Raw genomic sequence first — 17228 nt, 5'->3', positions numbered from 1 at the left:
GGCGGATTAAACGCGCGTAGGAGACCCGCTTAATACACTCCTCAACACACCGCCGCTGCGAGGTCGCCGTGCTCGATCGCACCAGCCCCACCCAGCGTTACGCCCGAAGCATCGCCGCCGCCGTCATCGCCGTAGCGACCCTGCTGCTGGCCGCGAACGCGGGGCCGACGAGGGCGGCGGAACCTGAACCGGCACAGCAGCAGATTCAGCAGGAGTTCTAGAACTCCGCGGTGTCCAGCTCGAACCCGAGGGGCTCGGGGAGCGGCACGGCGAGGCCGAGCTTGTACTTGGGGTCCTGGGTGTATTCGTCGCCAGTGGGCTCGGAGTAGACAGTGACCTCCGCTGTTTGGCGGTCGATCAGCAGGTAGACGGGGATGCCGGCGCGGGCGTAGCCGCGGATCTTCTTGTGGCGGTCGCGATCGGCGGTGCTCTTGGAGGTGACCTCGGCGACGAGGAGGACACTGGACGGGTCGTGCCACTCCTCCTGGTCGTCGAAACTGCCCTTCGGGGCGATCACCAGGTCCGGCTCGACGTGACCGGTCTTGGATGCCCCGGGAACGTTGAGACCGATGCCCGTGTAGGTGAACAGGAAGTCATCGGGGTCCTTCCGGATGATCTGCCGGTTGAGCTCCGACACGAATTCCTCGTGCTCCCCATTGGCGGGCGGCGTCACGCAGATCTCCCCTTCGACCAGCTCCACGCGCCAGCCCAGGGGGGCTGCCGCACTGATGCGCTCGAAGGCCGCTTCTACGCTCGTGTCCGAGTTGTCGGGCACGCCACTGTCCGCGTCGCTGTCGCTGTCGCTGTCAGGGTCGTCGTACGGCCCGTGAATGGCCTCGCCCTGATACCCCGGCATGATGATCGGCTCCGCCGTCGCCATGACAGACCTCCTCCGCTCGACGCGACCCTCCCAGGGTAGACGCCGAGCCCGCACAGGGAATCCGGAGCCGATCACCCGAACGAGTGTGCTGTTACGTTTCCTCGCGGGCCCACCGCCACTGCCCCGGCCGAGGGGGGGATTCGGACCGGGGCAGCGACGGGTCGATCGTCGCGGGCCGGGAGTTGATCGGCCAGCCTCTCCATCACGTCAATCAATCGCCCCTGACCAGGCGAGCCGATGCCGGACGGGTCAGTCCCCGCACACCTTGCGATACGGCACGTCGGTCACGTACGTCCGCCACTCCGTCCGCGTCAGCCCGTTCCCTCCCGTCCGGGCGCAGACCGACTCGACCGCCTTCGACGGGTCGATCGTGTAGCGCTGGAGGGGCACATGCGCGCTTCCCGCGTACAACGTGCCGCTGTCCGCGTCGAACGCCACCGTGTCGATCCCGTCGCCGGGTGTGGTCAGCGGTCCGCCGAGCGGCTGGTGGGTGGCGATGTCCCACAGCTGCAGACTTCCCGCCTCGCCGCCCACCGCGAGCGTGCGGCCGTCGGCGCTGACGGCGAGGGCGCTGACGGCCTCGGAGGTGTCGTCGATGATCGCGTCGGCCATGCCCTCCGGGAGCGCGGGGAAGACGTTGGGCAGGGTCCCCTCCCGCTGCCGGACCTCTCCGTCCCACAGCGCCACCCGGCCCGTCTGGTCCCCCGCCATGAGCCGCGAACCGTCCGGGGCGAAGGCGAGGGCGCTGATCTCGTCGCCCTTGACCAGGTCGCGTGGGGTGGACCTGCCGCCGGGCAGGGCCGCCGTGCGGTTGTCGCCGGCCAGGAGCCCGCCGTCGGGGCGAACGGCCAGATGGCTGCTGGACAGGCCGGTGAGTACCGCCGTCCGGCGGTGACGGGCGAGGTCCCAGGTCTCGTTGCTCAGCTCGCCGACGGCGGGGGTACGGGTGAGCTGGAGCGTGCGGGCGTCCGGGCCGAGGGCGATCGTGATCACCGCCCCGGCCGATGTCTTCGTCGTGAGGTCGAGCGTGGTGCGGGCCCGGCCCTGAGGGACGTCCCAGATCGTGAGGCGCTGCGGGGACGCTTCGTGACCGGGCGCCGAGACGGCGTACGCGAACGCCTTGCCGTCGGGGGAGAAGGCCAGGAGCGGGAGGGTGTCCTCCGGGAGCACCCGCCGCCGGGAGGGGTCGCGGGAGCCGGGGAGCGGCGTGGCCGGCAGCGTCCTCAGAAGCCGATTGTCGCGGGTGTCGCGCAGCTCGAAGCGGTAGGTGTCGCCGGTGCGGCGGACGGTGGCCAGGGTGCGGCCGTCCGGGCTCATCAGCACCTTGTCCAGCGGCTGGTCCTGCCAGGCGGAGGTCATCGCGCCCGCGACGTCCAGGGAGTGGACGGTGCCGCCCTCCAGGTAGCGCAGCACCGGGCGCTCGGGGTCCCAGGCGAGACCGCCGTGAAGGTGCTGGTTGTTGAGGGAGTGGCGGAACACCGGGGCGTCGACGTCCATCCGCCACACCCTGATCTCCTCCCCGTCGGCGGTCGCCAGGAAGTTCCCGTCCTTGCTGAAGGCGGCGTACCTCACGCCCGTGTGGGAGATGTCGGCCAGCTGCTCCCCCGACCGGACGTCCCAGACCCGCACACCGCTCGGGACCACCGCGGCGAGCCTCCCCCAGCCTTCGGACGGGGGGACCCCCATCTCGCTTCGCTCGCCACCGCCGAGCACCAGCTGCGCGTACTCCTGGCCGCAGATGTCGCCCACGCGTTCCCAGCGCCCGTGCACCGTGCTCCGGTCCGTCAGGTCCCGCACCTGCACGGGGCCGTCCCCGGCGGGGCAGAGCGCGAGGAGCCGTCCGTCGGCGCTCGGAGCCACCGTGGCCGTGCTCGTCGACTCGGTCTCGAACAGCGGCTTTCCGTCCGCGGCCGAGTGCACCCGCACCCGGACGTCGTCCAGACCGCCCACGACGTACGTGCGCTCGGCGAAGTCCACGAAGGCCGAGCCCGGCAGCCGGTCACCGAACCAGCGTCCGGCCGCCGTGTCCCACAGCCGTACCCCGTCGCCCCCGTCGTCCCCCTGGATCGCCAGCAGCCGCCCGTCCGGACTCGCCCCGACCGCACTGCCGCCCTCCGGCAGCCGCCCCTCGGCGATGCGCCGGTGCCGCGCCACGTCCCAGGTCCGCCAGGTGCGCCCCTCGACGCTGAGCAGCGTGCGGCCGGAGTCCGTCAGGTAGCGGGAGGGGCCGTCCCCAGGAGCCGGGTCGCTGAAGGTGTCCAGTTCCCGCTGGCCGAGCGAGCCCAGCAGCGCCCGCCGGGTCTCCGGCAGCTCGGCCACCTGCCAGGCGGCCACGCCCAGGAGCTGCGCGGTCCGGGGTTCGGTCGTGCGCAGGGCGTCCGCGACGGCGGCGATGCGGCGGGCCGCGTCGTCGGTGCGGCGGCGCTCGTTGTCCCGGCCCTGCGTCCACGCGGTCAGACTGGCGACCAGCGCCACCGCGAGGACCGCCGCCAGTACGCCCACCCCGGCCCGCGCCCGGCGCGTGGAGCGGGCGGCGGCCCGGCGCTCCGCCTCGCGGGCGGCCAGCGCGGCGCAGAGGAACTCGCGTTCCGGCACGGTCAGGGAGCGGTCGTCCTCGTGGCCGGGGAACAGCTCCGCCACCCGGTCCAGGCGGGTGCCCCGGTACAGGGCGCCGGGGTCGCGCTCGTGCTCCAGCCAGACCCGGGCGGCCTCGGTCAGCCGACGGTGGTGGCGCAGCCGCTCCCGGTCCTCCTCGATCCAGCCGCGCAGCCGCGGCCAGCTGGTGATCAGCGCCTCGTGGGCGAGCTGGACGGCATCCTCGTCGACGGTCAGCAGGCGGGCGCGGGCCAGCCGCTCCACCACCGCCGGCACGTCGGGACACGCCCATTCCTCCCGCTCGGCCCGGCTGAGCGGGCGACGGGTGTCCGGGGTGCCCTGGCCGGGCTCGACCATCCGCAGCAGCAGACGCCGGGCCGCGTCCGCCTGGCTCTCGGTCAGCTGCCCGTACGCCTCCTCGGCGCTCGCCGCGATGGCGCAGCGCACTCCGCCGGCCGCCTGGTACGCGGCCAGGGTGAGCACCCGGCCCTTGCGCCGACGCCAGGTCTCCAGCAGGGCGTGCGAGAGCATCGGCAGCCCGCCGGGCTCGTCGAGGACCTCCTCCACGATCCGCGCGGTCAGCTCCCGCTCCACCAGGAGCCCGGCCTCCTGCGCCGGCTTGACGACCGCCTCGCGCAGTTCGTCGGCGGTCATCGGGCCGACCAGCAGTCCGGCGCCGCACAGCGTGTCCGCCAGGCCACGGTGCTCGCCACAGCGGGGGTAGAAGTCGGCCCGTACGGCGATGAGCACCCGCAGCCGGCTGCCGGGGTCCCGCGCGGCGAGCAGCAGGTCGATGAACCGGGCCCGCTCCGCCCGGTCCCGGCACAGGGTGAAGACCTCCTCGAACTGGTCCACCACCACCCAGCTCTCCGGCTCGTCCGCCGCCGGGGCCAGCAGATGGCCGTACATGGCGGCCGGCCGGTCGCCGGGCGTCAGCACCCGCAGCACCGCCGGACGCCCCCGCTCCGCGATCTCCTTCTGGAGCCGGGGTATCAGTCCGGCCCGCAGCAGCGACGACTTCCCGCTGCCGGACGCGCCGAACACGGCGGCGAACCGGTGCCCGCACACCAGCTGGAGCAGGTCCTCCGTGAGACGGTCCCGGCCGAAGAACAGCCCCTGGTCGGCCGGCTCGAAACGGGCGAGGCCCCGGTACGGCGGCGCCCCGTCCTCGTCGTCGTCCTCGCGGACCTCCCCCGCCACCTCCGCCTCTGCGTCCTTCCACCGCGCCTCCCACTCGTCCGGGTCGCCGCCGCAGGCCCGTACATAGCCCTGGACGACGGCGAGGGACGGCAGCCGTTCGCCCGCCGCGGCCTGTGACAGCGTTGTCGCGGAGAAGCCCGCTGCCTCGGCCATCGCCCGGTACGAGGGGCTCCCCGCGTCGCTGCGCAGCTTCCGCAGCTCGTGCGCGAGCCGCGGCACGGGACCGGCCGTCGGGTCAAGCGGTCTTTCCGGGCGCCCCATGCGCACCTCCCTATAGGTCGCGAAATAGCTGGCGAAAGCGACATCGAGCGCGACGAACGTACAAGCCGCCCGGTAACGGCCAGGTGGCCCGCGGGTGACATACAGGCGATGCGGCATGTGATGTCCATCAACCCCTTCAGCCCACGACATTGATGACGCGGTTGACCTCGGGGTTCTTGGAACGGCGATGTGGGGGCCGCGGGGGAACGGGAGGTGAACGGCGAGCGGTGCGAGGGGGACGGGTTTTGACGCCGCGAGGAACATCCCCCCGAAACGCCGAGGACGATTGATCGCCCTGATCAGAACATGCCGCCGATCAACGCCCCGGGCTCCAGTCTCGGTCTCGTCCCGCCGGACTCCCGGCAGAACGAACCACCACTGGAGTACCCGCATGTCGCAGACAGCCAAGGCCCGCAGACGGTCCCGCCTCGCCAAGGCCGCCCTCGTCCTGGGCAGCGCCGCCGCCCTGACCGTCGGTCTGACGGGCAGCGCGAGCGCCGGCATCCTGAACCCGCTGCCGGGGAACGCGAGCACCTTCCAGAACAAGTACATGCCGTACTTCGACTACGACTCGGACAGCTGCTTCCCGGCCGCCGCCGTCGATGCGAACGGTCACGTCAACGGGGGCCTCTACCCGTCCGGCTCGCTCACCGGAGGCTGCCGGACGGGCCACCTCGGCAAGGCGAACACGTACGCGCAGTCGCTGTGCAAGAACGGCTGGTGCGCGTACGCCTACACGCTGTACTTCGAGAAGGACCAGTGTGACCCCACGAGCATCATCGAGTGCGGGCACCGCCACGACTGGGAGTCCGTCGTGGTCTTCCAGAAGCAGGGCGAGGAGCGCCCCCGGTACCTGGCCGCCTCCCGGCACGGCGGCTACAGCACCCACCCCATCAACCAGGTGCCGATGAACGGCAACCACGTCGAGATCGTCTACCACAAGGACGGCCCGAGCACCCACGCCTTCCGCTTCGCCAAGTGGGGCGAGAGGCCGGAGGCCTGGGGCAACGGCGGCTGGGACAGGCCCGGACTGGTCAACTACTCCAGGCTGAGCACCACCCTGAAGTCCAGGCTGAACGACACCAACTGGGGCAGCGCCAACTTCCAGCTGGGCAAGAACTTCATCAGCAACATCAACAAGGCCCGGCCCTCCGCGGTCCCCGCGTTCTGACGCACGGAGCGTTCTGGCGCACGGACCGCCCCCTGAACCGCCGTCGGCGGGACACGCTCCCCCCTCGTCCCGCCGGCGGCCATTCCCATACGCAGGCCCGACATGTGATCGTCCTACCCTGACGCCATGACGTCTGCTGCCGCACGCACCACGCTGGACCTCACCGCCGACCTCCCCCTGCCCGCCCTCGATGACCTCTACCGCGATCTGCACCGCCACCCGGAACTGGCCTACCGCGAGCACCGGACGGCGGCCGGGCTCGCCAAGAGCCTCACCGCGGCCGGATTCGACACGACCGAGGGCATCGGCGGCACCGGAGTCACCGGCCTGCTGCGCAACGGCGACGGCCCGACCGTGCTGCTGCGCGCCGACATGGACGCGCTGCCGGTCGAGGAGCGGACCGGGCTGCCGTACGCGTCGCAGGCGCCCGGGGTCATGCACGCGTGCGGGCATGACATGCACGTGACGTGGCTGACGGGCGCGGCGCAGGCGCTGGCCGCCGGACGGGACGCCTGGTCCGGGACGCTGATCGTGGTCGGCCAGCCCGCCGAGGAGTCCGGCCAGGGCGCCTTGGCGATGGTCGCGGACGGGCTCTACGACCGTGTGCCGCGCCCGGACGTCCTGCTCGGCCAGCATGTGGCGCCGGGTCCCGTGGGCCTGTTCGGCCACCATGCCGGGCTGATCCTCTCCGCCACGACGGACGTCGACATCGTGGTGCACGGGCGGGGCGGGCACGGCTCGCGTCCGGAGACGACCGTCGACCCGGTGGTGACCGCCGCCTATCTGGTGACCCGGTTGCAGACCGTCGTCAGCCGCGAGGTCGCCCCGCGCGAGTCGGCCGTACTGACCGTCGGCCGTATCGAGGCGGGCACGGCGGCGAACATCATCCCCGCCACCGCCCGGATCTCCCTCAGCCTGCGGACGCAGTCGGCGGCGGTGCGGGACCGCATGGTCGAGGCGATCCGGCGTATCGCCCAGGGCGAGTGCCTGGCCGCCGGCTGTCCGCGCGAGCCCGAGGTGACGCTGGGCAACGACTTCCCGGCGACGGTGAACGACCCCGCGACCCATGACCGTGTCGCCGGGGTGCACCGCGAGGTGTTCGGTTCCGCCGCCGTCTTCGACCCGGGCCCGGCGATGGGCAGCGAGGACTTCGCGCAGCTCGCCGTGGGCAGGCTGCCGTACTCCTTCTGGTTCGTGCCGAGCACCCCGGCCGCGGTGTGGGACACGGCGGAGGGCGAGGACCTCATGGCGAGAATCGACGCGGTCCCCAGCAACCACAGCCCGCTCTTCGCCCCCGACCTGGCGGTGGTCGCGCCGGGGGTGCGGACGCTGGTGGCGGGGGCGCTGGCGTATCTGGTGAGCTGATCAGCCGGCAGGTCGGAGGTCGACGACCAGCCGATGCGGCCCGCCGCGCCCTGCCCGGCGAGGACCCGCACGACCTCCTCGCCGAGACCGTCGCCCAGATCCGCCCGCTCGATTGGCCGCCGACAGCAGCGCCACGAAGCCCGCGGCGGCCGTCGCCGAGACCGGCGTCGAGGTGTCCGCGAAGCATCGGTCGATCAGCCGGGCAGGGCCTTCTTCAGTGCCTCGTGGAGGTTCTCCGCCAGCTCCTCCTCCGGCGGTGGGTCCTCGGTGAACAAGGGGCCCAGCTGGGCGATGAGGGTCTGGGTGAAGGCGCCGTACAGGGCGGTGCGCGGGCGTTGGACGGCTTGCTGCAGGGCGGGGAGGAGCGTGGCGCGGGCGTAAGCGGGGCGGCCTTCCTCGCGGGGCATGTCGTCGGGGCGCTCGCCCGTCGCGGACGGCGCGGGCGTGGCCGCCGCCGTGCAGTCGACCGTGTCGTCGGTGTACGCCGACTCCCGGGTCGCCGCGAACCCCGCGTCCAGCAGACAGCGTTCGCTCTCCTTGCCGGTGAGGAACTCGATCAGCTCCATGGCCTTCCCCGCGCGCGGCGAGGCCTGCGTCACCGCCAGGTTCTGCCCGCCGAGCACCGCCTTGCCGGGCAGCGGGACCACGCCGAGCCGGCTCTCGTCGAGGGTCTGGTGCAGGGTGCCGTACGCGTACGGCCAGTGCCGCAGGAACGTGGTGCGGCCCGCGGCGAAGTCCGCCATCGACGCGGCCTCGTTCGAGTCGAAGGCGTCCCGGAGGATGTACGGCGCCCGGGTGCGCTCGCGCAGCTCCCGGATGCCCTTCTCCAACGTCTCGGCGTCGCCGGTGTATTCACCCCGCTCGTCGGTCAGCTCCAGGTCCTCCACCGCCGACGCGAACGCCTCGACGGCGCCCACGGTGCGGCCCTCGTAGGGGCCGAGCTGCGTGGTCCAGCCCTTCTCGTAGCCCTCGGGGTCACCGAGGGAGTCGATCACGCCGAGCAGGCTCTTCCAGCTGAGGTCGCCCGTCAGCTCGGTCTGCTCAAGGCCCGCTGCCTTCAAGTGGTCGCGCCGGTAGTACAGCAGCCCGACGTCGCTGTTGAACGGCGCCGCGTACACCTTGCCGTCCCAGCGGGCGGTGTCGGCCACGGAGTCGATGACGTCGTCGTCGAGCAGGTCGTCGGGCAGTTGTCGTACGAGATTGGACTCGGCGAACTCCGGTATCCAGGTGACGTCCAGGTTGACCACGTCATAGGTGGCGCTGCCCGACTGGAGGGCGCCGAGGAGCTGGCTGCGCTGTTCGTCGGCGCTGCCGGTGAGTTCGACCAGGGTGGCCTTGAACCCGGTGCCCGCCTTGGCCTGCCGGTCGTTCCAGGCGTCGATGAGCTGCTGGCGGATGCCGCTCTTGCCGGTGACGTCCAGGCCACTGGCGATCACGATGTCGCCGACCACGTCGTCGGAGGGCACGGCGGACGTGCCGTCCCCGCCGCCGGTGCAGGCGGCCACCAGCAGCAGGGCGAGCAGGGCCGCCGTCCGTCGGATCACTGGTCCTCCCCGAGTCCCGTCCGTTCGACCTCGGCGGACAGGCCCTTGCCGATGTCGTCGTCGGCGTCCAGGCAGCGGCCGCCGCTCGCCGCGGCGATCCGGGCGTCCGGCTTGCCCGCTCCGCAGGCTCCGCTGCGCAGCGACACCATCGCCACCGGTACGTCCGCCGACTCCGCCCGGGTCAGCACCTCGTCGAGTTTCCCGCCGGTCATCCGGTCGTGGTCCCCGCTGTCGGTGATGTAGACGATCAGCTGGGGGCGGTCGTCGGCGCCGAGGCCCGCCATGTCGTCGAGCGCGCCGAGCAGCGCGGCGTGCGGATCGGAGTCGGCGCCGGGCCGGACCCCGGCCTGGTCGATCCTGCGTACGGCGTCCTCGCGGTCGTGGGTGGTGAGCGGGAGCAGGGTCTCGTACCGGTCGCCCTCACGCGTGTCCGCCACCGCCCGCACGCCGTACTCGTCCTGGCCGCCGAGTCCGCCGAGGGACTGCTTCAGCAGACCGGGGCCACCACTGGGCCCGTCCCACAGCGAGGCCATCGAGCCGGAGCTGTCGAGCAGGAAGAGGACCCGGCCGGGACCGTGGGCGGCGCGGTAGGCCTGCAACGCCGTCTCCGTCTCGTTCAGTCCGGCGGCCTCCTTCAGCGGCCTGGGCGCGGGCAGCACGCCGGGTGCGGGCCCGCTCCCGTCCAGCAGTACACGGTCGCCGGTGGGCTCGCGGAAACCGGCGCGCGCGAACGCGTCCCGCCCCTGCCCGTCGGTGAGCCAGGAGCGGAAGTCCGCCACGGCGGCATCCCGCGCGGCCCGGTCCAGGTCGCCGTCCTGCCAGCGCACCCGGACGAACGTGGGCTCAAGGCCGGGCACGTTCTCCGGGTACTCGGCGATCCGGGGGCTGCGCCGCGCGCTGTCGCAGCCGACCCCGGACTTCAGCAGGAACTCGGGGACGAGGACGGCCGTGCGGTCGTCCACCGCGTCGTCGCGGGGCAGTTCGCACAGCAGCTGCGCGGCCGTGTCGGACGGAGGCCCCGGCTGGTCGAGCTGTTTCTCCACGTCGAGCGCACGGTCGGCGCCGCCGTACAGGCCGATCGTGGCGAACAGCGCCGAGTCGGCGAACTCCGGGTCCGTACGGCGCACTTCGGCCCGGTCGGCGCGGCCACGCAGGTCGTCGATCAGCTCGGTGAGGGAGCGGCCGGTGCGCTGGTCGGCGGTGGGGAGGGCGGTCGGTACGGCGAGGACGATCGGGGAGTAGGCGAGGGGCTGGCGCTCCACCTCCAGCCAGGCCTTGGCATTGGTGTCCCGCTCGTGTTCGGCCCGTTGGGCGGCGGCGGGCGAGCCCGGGATCCAGATGTCGGCCTGCGGCCCGATGTCCCGCTGCGGGTTGGTCTCCTCCGCACGGGGTTCCTGCCAGGGCTCGGACTCCTCGCGCAGCGCGGTCACCACGTCGGCGGAACGGGCGCTGTAGACGGTGATGCCGCTGACCCGGCACCCGTCCCCGTCCGTGTTCTCCTCCGACGTCAGATAGGCGTCCGCCGCCGCGGTGAACGTCGGCTCCAGGTCGGGGTCGGTCAGGACGCGCAGTTCGAGGGGCGGCGCGCAGACGGGGGAGCCGCCGACGAGGGCGTACAGGCCGTAGGAGCCGAAGGCGAAGGCGGTGAGGGTGAGTACGAGGGTGCCGAGGGCGGCGGCGCGGCGGCGCAGGTGGTCCAGGAGGGTCGACGGTCTGGGCGACACGGCAGGTGGCCCGCTCCGCAGCGGCCGCACGACACCGGTCTCCGGCCTCCGGGACAGCAGCACGTCCTCGCCGGGCTCGGCCCGGCTCTGCGGCACCCATGGCTCACCGCGCGTGGTCTTCTGCCCGGCCATCTCCTCACGCAGCTGGCCGGAGAGCCAGCGGAACGACAACTCGCCGGGCTTCTCCAGGAGTTGTACGAGCTGGGCGGTGAACGGCGTCGGTGTCGTGGCCTCGCCCGCGTCGATGCGATGGTTGGCCTGCACGCTCATCAGCAGCAGCACCCGCCGCTTGTTGTGGTACTCGTGCTCCCGCTCCCAGGCGACGCCCGCGTTGCCGGCGTAGCAGCAGTCGAGGACGACCACGATCCGCTCGGCCGGGCTGCTGAGCAGCACGGTCTGCACGTCGTCGTACTTCGCCGCACCGTGGAAGACGCTGTGTCCGCCCCTGATCACGCGCGCATTGCGCATCTGCAGGAACAGCGGGTCGCCGGAGCTGGGCGTCGCGCCGTGCCCGGCGAAGTACAGCAGGAGCAGCCCGTCGGTCTCCGCGGCGGCGGAATGCAGCGCCTCGTTGAACTCGTCCTGCGAGGGCGACCGGGAGACCGTGATCGAGGCCTCGTCGAACACACCGCCCCGCAGCAGCGCCCGTCTGAGCATCGTCAGGTTGTGATCGACGGCGGGAAGGTCCCCGGGCACCCCGCGCGGCGGGTCCTTGTCCTCGTACGTGGACACGCCGACCAGCAGCGCCCGGTTCTTGCTGGGGCTCACCGGCCTACCCGTCGCCGTCCAACGGGTCGACCGTGCCGGTGGGCGGCTCGCCGTCCTCCACCTGGCGGCGGTTGGCCCGCCAGGCATCGACGGACCGTCCGACCTGGTTGAGCAGCTGAAGGAAGACGGCGCCGCCGGCGGCTCCGATCAGCTGGATGACGATCTCCATGCCGACGCCCATCGGGGCACCGGTCTCGTCCGTGCGGGCCCGTTCGTGGATCCGCAGTCTGCCTTCGCGCACCATCTCGTCGAGCGGCTGTTCCCGCTCGAGCCACTTCCGCAGCGCGTCGAGGTCGCCCTCGCTCGCGGTCTCGTCCAGCCGGACGCGGATCGCTCGCTCGTCCCGGTCGGCCACTCCATCCCCCTCAGCCATGACTCACCATCATGGCAGGGAGGTTGCGGGCACTCCAGGGTTCGTCACCGGGGCACTGAAGTGCGTATGCGTCACAAACGGAACTCAGTGCGCTGTTTACGCGGACCGACTCTGTGTCTGGAGCTGGTTCAGATGCCGCTGGATGTGATCCAGCGCGCCCTGCCGACGCCCCGGCACCCGCGCCCTCAAGTCGGCCAGTGTGGGGCCGAGTTCGCGGGCCTGCGCCGGGTCGGCGATCCGGCCCCACTGGTGGTGCGCCCGGTCGACGGCGGCCTCGACGGCCGGGTCGGACGGCGCCTGCCCGGCCGCCAGACGGGCGGAGGCGACGCCCAGCCAGGTACGACAGCTGCGGACGGGGTCCCCGGCGAACATGGCCAGATCCGCGCGGACTTCGGCCCAGTGCAGGGCCTGTTCGGAACCGGGACCGTACGCCCGCACCGCGGCCTGCTCCTGATGCGCGGCGAGCGCGTCGGCGTCGTCGTGCCGCTCCGCCTGCACGGCGGCGCTGATCGCGGAGTGCGGATCGGCGACCTCCGGCGGATGCTGCGGGCGCGGCACCGGCACCGGCATGGGCACCGCCGACGGCGTCAGCACCAGGTCACCGTACGAACCCTCATTGGCGATACGGCTCAACGCCAGCTGATGCAACTGCTCCAGCGGCGGCCGGTGCCCACTGCGCAGAATCGTCGCCACGGCCTTCATGTACGACGGCACCGCCACCGTCCGCCGGGGAGGCGGCGGCGCGATACGGCCGTAGACGGCGTTGTTGCCGCCCGAGTCGAAGGGCCGGGTCCGCAGATGGTCCCAGGTCTCCGCGTCCGCGTGCAGATCGAGGACGAGGGTCGTGGTCCCCGCCGCCCGCAGCCGCAGTTCCTCCCGCACCCAGTGCCACGGGAACGCCGTGTACCGCACCGTCGACGGCGTCGTCCGCGCCAGCGCCAGGTGGGGCAGGTACTGCCGGCGGTCGAGTTGGAGCTGACCGGTGACGAAGACGGTGAGCGGACCGGGGGCACCCGCGGCGGCGCGCAGCCGGGTGAGGACGGCCTGTGGCTCAAGCGGGTCGGCGAGTTCGACGACGTTCGCGGTGTCCGTGCCGGACAGGACGGCGGGCGGGACGGCCGCGAGGACGGGAAGCACGGACGCGGCGTCCACCATTCGCCCCTTGCCCAGCGGCGACGCCGCCAGCAGCAGCACGGTTCCGGGCATCGTCCCTCCCAATCCCCCGGCGATCACTTACCGCAGCACCGTAACCGCTGCGGCTGCAAAGGTGGGTGTCAGGACCGCAAACCGTGCCGCGCATCAACGGGCACAAGCCGCCGTACGGCGAACACCGTCGTGTCGTCGGCCAGCCGTCCCCCGCAGTGCCGCAGCACGCCCTCCCGTACGAAGGCGACCAGACGGCGGGGTTCGACGGTGCGCGGGTCGGCGGCGACGGCGCGGGCGACCTCGGTGGCGAGCGGGTAGAAGACGCCGTCGGTGTCACGGGCCTCGGTGACCCCGTCCGTGGTCAGCAGCAGCGTCTCGCCGGGCGCGAGGGTCACCCGCTGGACGGGCGGCGGGCCCTGGGCGGGGGCGAGGGTGCTCAGGCCGAGGGGGAGGGTGTCGCCGGACGGCAGGGAGCGTACGCCGTCGGGGCCGACGAGGAGCGGCGGCTCATGGGCGAAGACGACCGACCGGACGGCGTCGGGTTCCCGGTCCTCGAAGCCCAGCAGGACGGCGGTGGCGAAGCGGTCGCCGTCGTCGCGGCCGAGCGCCGTGACATGTCCGCCGTGCCGCAGCATCCGTACCTCCAGGCGGTCGGCGACCGTCGCCAGATCCGGCTCGTGGTAGCCGGCCTCGCGGAACGTGCACAGCAGCGCGGCCGCCGCCTCGACCGCGCCCAGGCCCTTGCCCTGCACGTCGCCGACGAGGACGCGCGTGCCGTGCGGGCCGGGCTGGATGTCGTAGAAGTCGCCGCCGACACGGGCCTCGACATCGGCGGACAGATACACCGCCGCATGCTCCAGGCCGCCCCAGCCCGGCGGCAGCGGACGCAGCACGGTACGGCGGGTGGTCTCGGCCACGTCCCGCATGTGCAGCATGCGGCGCTCGCCGCGCACCCGGACCATGCAGGCCAGCACCGCCAGCACACCGCCGACGGCGACGAGGTAGAAGTCGGCCGGTCCGGCCTGGTACTCGTTCGGCCAGGCGCTGTCCGCGACGGGGTAGACCAGGGTCGCGAGCACCGCGTACGCGGCCGTGCCCCACACCCCGCAGATCGCGGCGGCGATACCCGGCACCAGCACGATCCAGGTGATGATCCGGAAGTCCCGGGTGGTGTTCCAGTCGACGATCAGGATGCCGGCGAGCACCAGCATCGGCGGCACCCAGGCGACGCTCCGGTCCCGGACCCGCAGCATCTGGTGGCGTTGCAGCACATCCCGGGGCACGGCCTCCGGCAGTCTGTCCGGCAGTCGTACGAGCGGGCGCCGACCGCCCACCGGCCTCAGTCCGCGCCCGCTCATGACGCCCAGCGAAGCACGGCCGACCGCGGGCCGCATCCGGACCGGGGCCAAGCGGGTTTCCCACCGACTTGCCAGAGAACCCGCCCAGGTGTGCTCTGGAGGACAGGGGCGACAAGAGAGGAGTCCTCTCATGGCTCATGCGGCACCCACGCCCAGGGGACCGGCCACGCGGCTCCCCACACCCGACGTCTTCAGCGAGCGCACCCACAAGGTCGCGAGGTATGCGATTCCCGTGGTCCTCGGGCTCGTCTACGGCTACTGGGCCGCGGCCAACCGGCGCTCCGGCGGCGAGATCACCGGCTGGAACATCCTGTTCGGCTTCGCCACCGCGCTCGCGTTCATCGTGCTCTGCATCGCCGTGGCGACACTGGCCCCGCGGCTGAAGCGGGAACTGCACTCGATGACGAAGTCCGCCTTCGCCGGCGCGGCATTCGGGTTCCTCTACAGCCAGTCGGGGGCGAGCGTGCTGCGCTCCACGGTGATGAGCCTGCTCATCACGGCCGCCATCTTCACGGTGTTCTTCTACCGCTACTACACACACGAGGACGCCGAGGGAAACCCCCTCCCCCGCTGACCCGATCTGCGCACGCGCGGGCCCCGGCACGGCCGGCCGGAGCCCACGCGCTCCCCTGTTTCCCTTCCCCCGGTCACCAGTTGGTCCCGGTCACCAGTTGGTGTCGACGAAGGCGGCGCTCGCCCACGCCTGGACGCCGACGAGCCGGTACCAGTACGGGTTTCCGTTGACGCTCTGTCCGACGACCCTGCACTCGATACGGACCTGACTGCCCGGTGCCAGCCGGGCGACGACGTGCGAGTGGACGGTCGGCGACTGCCTCAGGTCAAGCTTGGTCGCGGAGACGACAGTGCCCCAGACCGGACCGGAGGATCCTCCGCTGCCGGCGTGTGCCGTGCCGCCCGCCGTCGAGACGGCGAGGCTTCCGCCGGTCAGCAGGGCTACGGCCAGGGTCCGCAGGGCCGGGGTGGTGCGCATGATCGGCCTCCTTCTCCCCAGAACCATGAGACACCCGATCGGGTGAACCCTCCACCGGAGAGCGCCCCCGTATGGAGTCGGCGAGGTCGCGCACCCGGCCGGAAGGCCCTTGTCTGAAGATGTGCGCCCACGGCAGCGCCCCAAAGGGGCGCGGGGAACTGCGCGACCAGCCACGACGAACCCGCAGACGAGGTGTTCCACGTGATCCAAGTCGCAGCCTTCTGGCTCCCCATGACCGCCGCAATGTCCGCCATCACCGGCATCGCAGTCGCCGCCTGCCGCCGCCGCGCACTCACCGCGACCGCCCTCGGCACGGCACTCGGCGGCGCGTTCCTCGCCCTGACCGTCGAGATCGGCCGCCGCCTCACCCTCGCCGACCTGCCCGAGGACGCCCACCGCCCGGCCGCGGGCACCGTCTACGACGCCCTCACCACCACCCTGCGCACGGTCTCCTGGCTCCTGGTCGCCCTAGGCCTCACCGTGGCCCTCGCATGCCACCTCGTACGACGTCGGCGAGCGTCCCCAACGCCCGCTCCAGATCGGGCTCAGGAACGGACGCGAGCCCGAGCCTGACCGCGTCCGGCGTCCGCGCCGGGTCCACGGCGAACGCGGGCCCGGGAGTGACCGCGATCCCGTGCTCCGCCGCGGCGGCGGTGAAGGTGTCCGCACGCCAGGGCAAGGGCAACTCCCACCAGGCGTAATACGCGCGAGAATCGGACCGTATGTCGAACCCGTCGAGGTGCCGGGCGACAAGCCGCTGCCTCCGCGCGGCGTCCTCCCGCTTCCCCTCGACCAGCCGCGCCACCGTCCCGTCCGCGCACCACCGCTCGGCCGCCTCCAGCGCGAACCGCCCCGCACTCCACCCCCCGGACCGGATCGCGGCGGCCACAGCCTCCACCCGCTCCGGCGGTACGACGAGAAATCCCACGGTGAGCCCGGGCGCGACCCGTTTGGACAGGCCGTCGACGACGTGGGCCAGCTCGGGGACGTACACGGCGAACGGCTCGGCATCGCTGAGGAAGGACCAGATGCGGTCCTCCACGACAGGAATGCCCAAGTCGGTCACCACACCGGCGAGTTCGCGCCTGCGTGCCTCATCCATCGTCACCGACGTCGGGTTGTGCAGCGTCGGCTGCAGATAGAGCGCGGACAGGCGGGCCGTGCGATGGGCGGCGGCGATCGACTGGGGGAGCGGGCCGCGTTCGTCGGCGGCGAGCGGCACCAGGGTGACGCCGAGCCGTCCCGCGATCTCCTTGACCAGCGGATACGTCAACGGCTCGACACCGACCCGACCACCGGGCCGGACCAGCGAGGCAAGAGCGGCGGCGATGGCCTGACGGGCGTTGCCCGTGAAGAGCAGTCGAGCAGGGTCAGGCCGCCAGTCCGGGGTGGCGAGCAGGCCGACCGCCGCCTCCCGTCCCGGAGCCGTACCGGTGGCCGCCGCCGGACGCAGGGCCTCCGTCAGAACATCGGGGCGCAGCAGCGGGGCGAGGGCGAGGGCGAGCAGCTCCGACTGGCCGGTCGCGGAGGGGTAGTTGAGCTCCAGATTCACGGGCGCGGCGGTCGCCGCCTCCACGAGCTGACGGCCGTACGACATGACAGGCGCCGCCCGGACGAACGTACCCCGCCCGACCTCCCCGACGACCAGACCCCGGCGCACGAGTTCCCCGTACATCCGCCCGGCCGTGGACCCGGCGATCCCGCGACGGCGCGCGAACACGCGCTGCGGAGGCAGCCGTTCGCCGGGACGGAGGCGGCCGGCGGCGATGTCGTCGGCGATGCGGTCGGCGAGACGCCGGTAGTCGTCCATCAGGCCCCTCCCAGGATTGCACCGAGGGCAAAGATCTTATTG

General features: G+C 72.6%; 13 protein-coding genes and 1 pseudogene. 5 read left to right on the top strand and 9 right to left on the bottom strand.

All coding sequences use genetic code 11. The features are described 5' to 3' along the window. Positions 1-68 precede the first annotated feature (68 nt). Positions 69-221, top strand: a complete 153-nt coding sequence (locus QQY66_RS24980) for a hypothetical protein (protein WP_301982552.1) — start codon at positions 69-71, stop codon at positions 219-221. Here the strand turns inward: QQY66_RS24980 and QQY66_RS24975 are convergent. Both QQY66_RS24975 and QQY66_RS24970 read right to left on the bottom strand, forming a co-directional pair. Continuing rightward, positions 218-880: a Uma2 family endonuclease gene (locus QQY66_RS24975; protein ID WP_301982551.1), complete on the bottom strand. Its 663-nt coding sequence runs from the start codon at positions 878-880 to the stop codon at positions 218-220. The two genes, QQY66_RS24980 and QQY66_RS24975, sit on opposite strands and share 4 nt — an antisense overlap. A 249-nt stretch (positions 881-1129) precedes the next feature. Beyond that, the gene (locus tag QQY66_RS24970) at positions 1130-4936 is read right to left on the bottom strand and encodes a hypothetical protein (protein WP_301982550.1); all 3807 of its coding nucleotides are present in this window, start codon (positions 4934-4936) and stop codon (positions 1130-1132) included. A gap of 391 nt (positions 4937-5327) precedes the next feature. Between QQY66_RS24970 and QQY66_RS24965 the strand changes: the two genes are divergently transcribed. Further along, positions 5328-6107, top strand: a complete 780-nt coding sequence (locus QQY66_RS24965; RefSeq protein ID WP_301982549.1) for an NPP1 family protein — start codon at positions 5328-5330, stop codon at positions 6105-6107. 126 nt (positions 6108-6233) lie between these two features. Beyond that, entirely contained in the window at positions 6234-7472 is a 1239-nt protein-coding gene (locus QQY66_RS24960) for an amidohydrolase (RefSeq protein WP_301982548.1), read from the top strand. A 194-nt stretch (positions 7473-7666) separates the two neighbouring features. On the opposite strand, the gene QQY66_RS24955 is transcribed toward QQY66_RS24960, so the two are convergent. The 5 genes from QQY66_RS24955 to QQY66_RS24935 all read right to left on the bottom strand — a co-directional run bounded on the left by QQY66_RS24955 (position 7667) and on the right by QQY66_RS24935 (position 14280). Then, positions 7667-9016: an extracellular solute-binding protein gene (locus QQY66_RS24955; RefSeq protein WP_301982547.1), complete on the bottom strand. Its 1350-nt coding sequence runs from the start codon at positions 9014-9016 to the stop codon at positions 7667-7669. Next, positions 9013-11508 carry a substrate-binding domain-containing protein gene (locus QQY66_RS24950; protein WP_301982546.1) on the bottom strand — a complete coding sequence of 832 codons (2496 nt, stop codon included), beginning with the start codon at positions 11506-11508 and terminating at the stop codon, positions 9013-9015. Before QQY66_RS24950 ends, QQY66_RS24955 begins: the two co-directional genes overlap by 4 nt. Before the next feature lie 4 nt (positions 11509-11512). Beyond that, on the bottom strand, positions 11513-11881 hold the full coding sequence (locus tag QQY66_RS24945; protein WP_301982545.1) for a hypothetical protein: 369 nt from the start codon (positions 11879-11881) through the stop codon (positions 11513-11515). Positions 11882-11977: 96 nt separating this feature from the next. Then, positions 11978-13087 carry a hypothetical protein gene (locus tag QQY66_RS24940; RefSeq protein WP_301982544.1) on the bottom strand — a complete coding sequence of 370 codons (1110 nt, stop codon included), beginning with the start codon at positions 13085-13087 and terminating at the stop codon, positions 11978-11980. Between the two features lie 68 nt (positions 13088-13155). Then, the gene (locus QQY66_RS24935; protein ID WP_301987481.1) at positions 13156-14280 is read right to left on the bottom strand and encodes a PP2C family protein-serine/threonine phosphatase; all 1125 of its coding nucleotides are present in this window, start codon (positions 14278-14280) and stop codon (positions 13156-13158) included. 235 nt (positions 14281-14515) lie between these two features. On the opposite strand from QQY66_RS24935, the gene QQY66_RS24930 reads away from it, so the two are divergent. Further along, on the top strand, positions 14516-14959 hold the full coding sequence (locus tag QQY66_RS24930) for a hypothetical protein (protein ID WP_301982543.1): 444 nt from the start codon (positions 14516-14518) through the stop codon (positions 14957-14959). A gap of 90 nt (positions 14960-15049) precedes the next feature. On the opposite strand, the gene QQY66_RS24925 is transcribed toward QQY66_RS24930, so the two are convergent. Next, complete coding sequence (locus QQY66_RS24925) at positions 15050-15376, bottom strand: SH3 domain-containing protein (RefSeq protein WP_367666993.1); 327 nt, start codon at positions 15374-15376, stop codon at positions 15050-15052. A gap of 195 nt (positions 15377-15571) precedes the next feature. On the opposite strand from QQY66_RS24925, the pseudogene QQY66_RS24920 reads away from it, so the two are divergent. After that, positions 15572-15949, top strand: a pseudogene (locus tag QQY66_RS24920) (hypothetical protein); the annotation flags it as partial. Here QQY66_RS24920 and QQY66_RS24915 read toward each other — a convergent pair. After that, positions 15852-17186: a PLP-dependent aminotransferase family protein gene (locus QQY66_RS24915; protein WP_301982542.1), complete on the bottom strand. Its 1335-nt coding sequence runs from the start codon at positions 17184-17186 to the stop codon at positions 15852-15854. The pseudogene QQY66_RS24920 and the gene QQY66_RS24915 sit on opposite strands and share 98 nt — an antisense overlap. Positions 17187-17228: the final 42 nt, after the last annotated feature.

The organism is Streptomyces sp. DG2A-72 (assembly GCF_030499575.1).
Taxonomy (GTDB): Bacteria; Actinomycetota; Actinomycetes; order Streptomycetales; family Streptomycetaceae; genus Streptomyces.
Note: the sequence above shows the minus strand (reverse complement) of the source record. Positions and strands in the feature narration are given on the sequence as shown.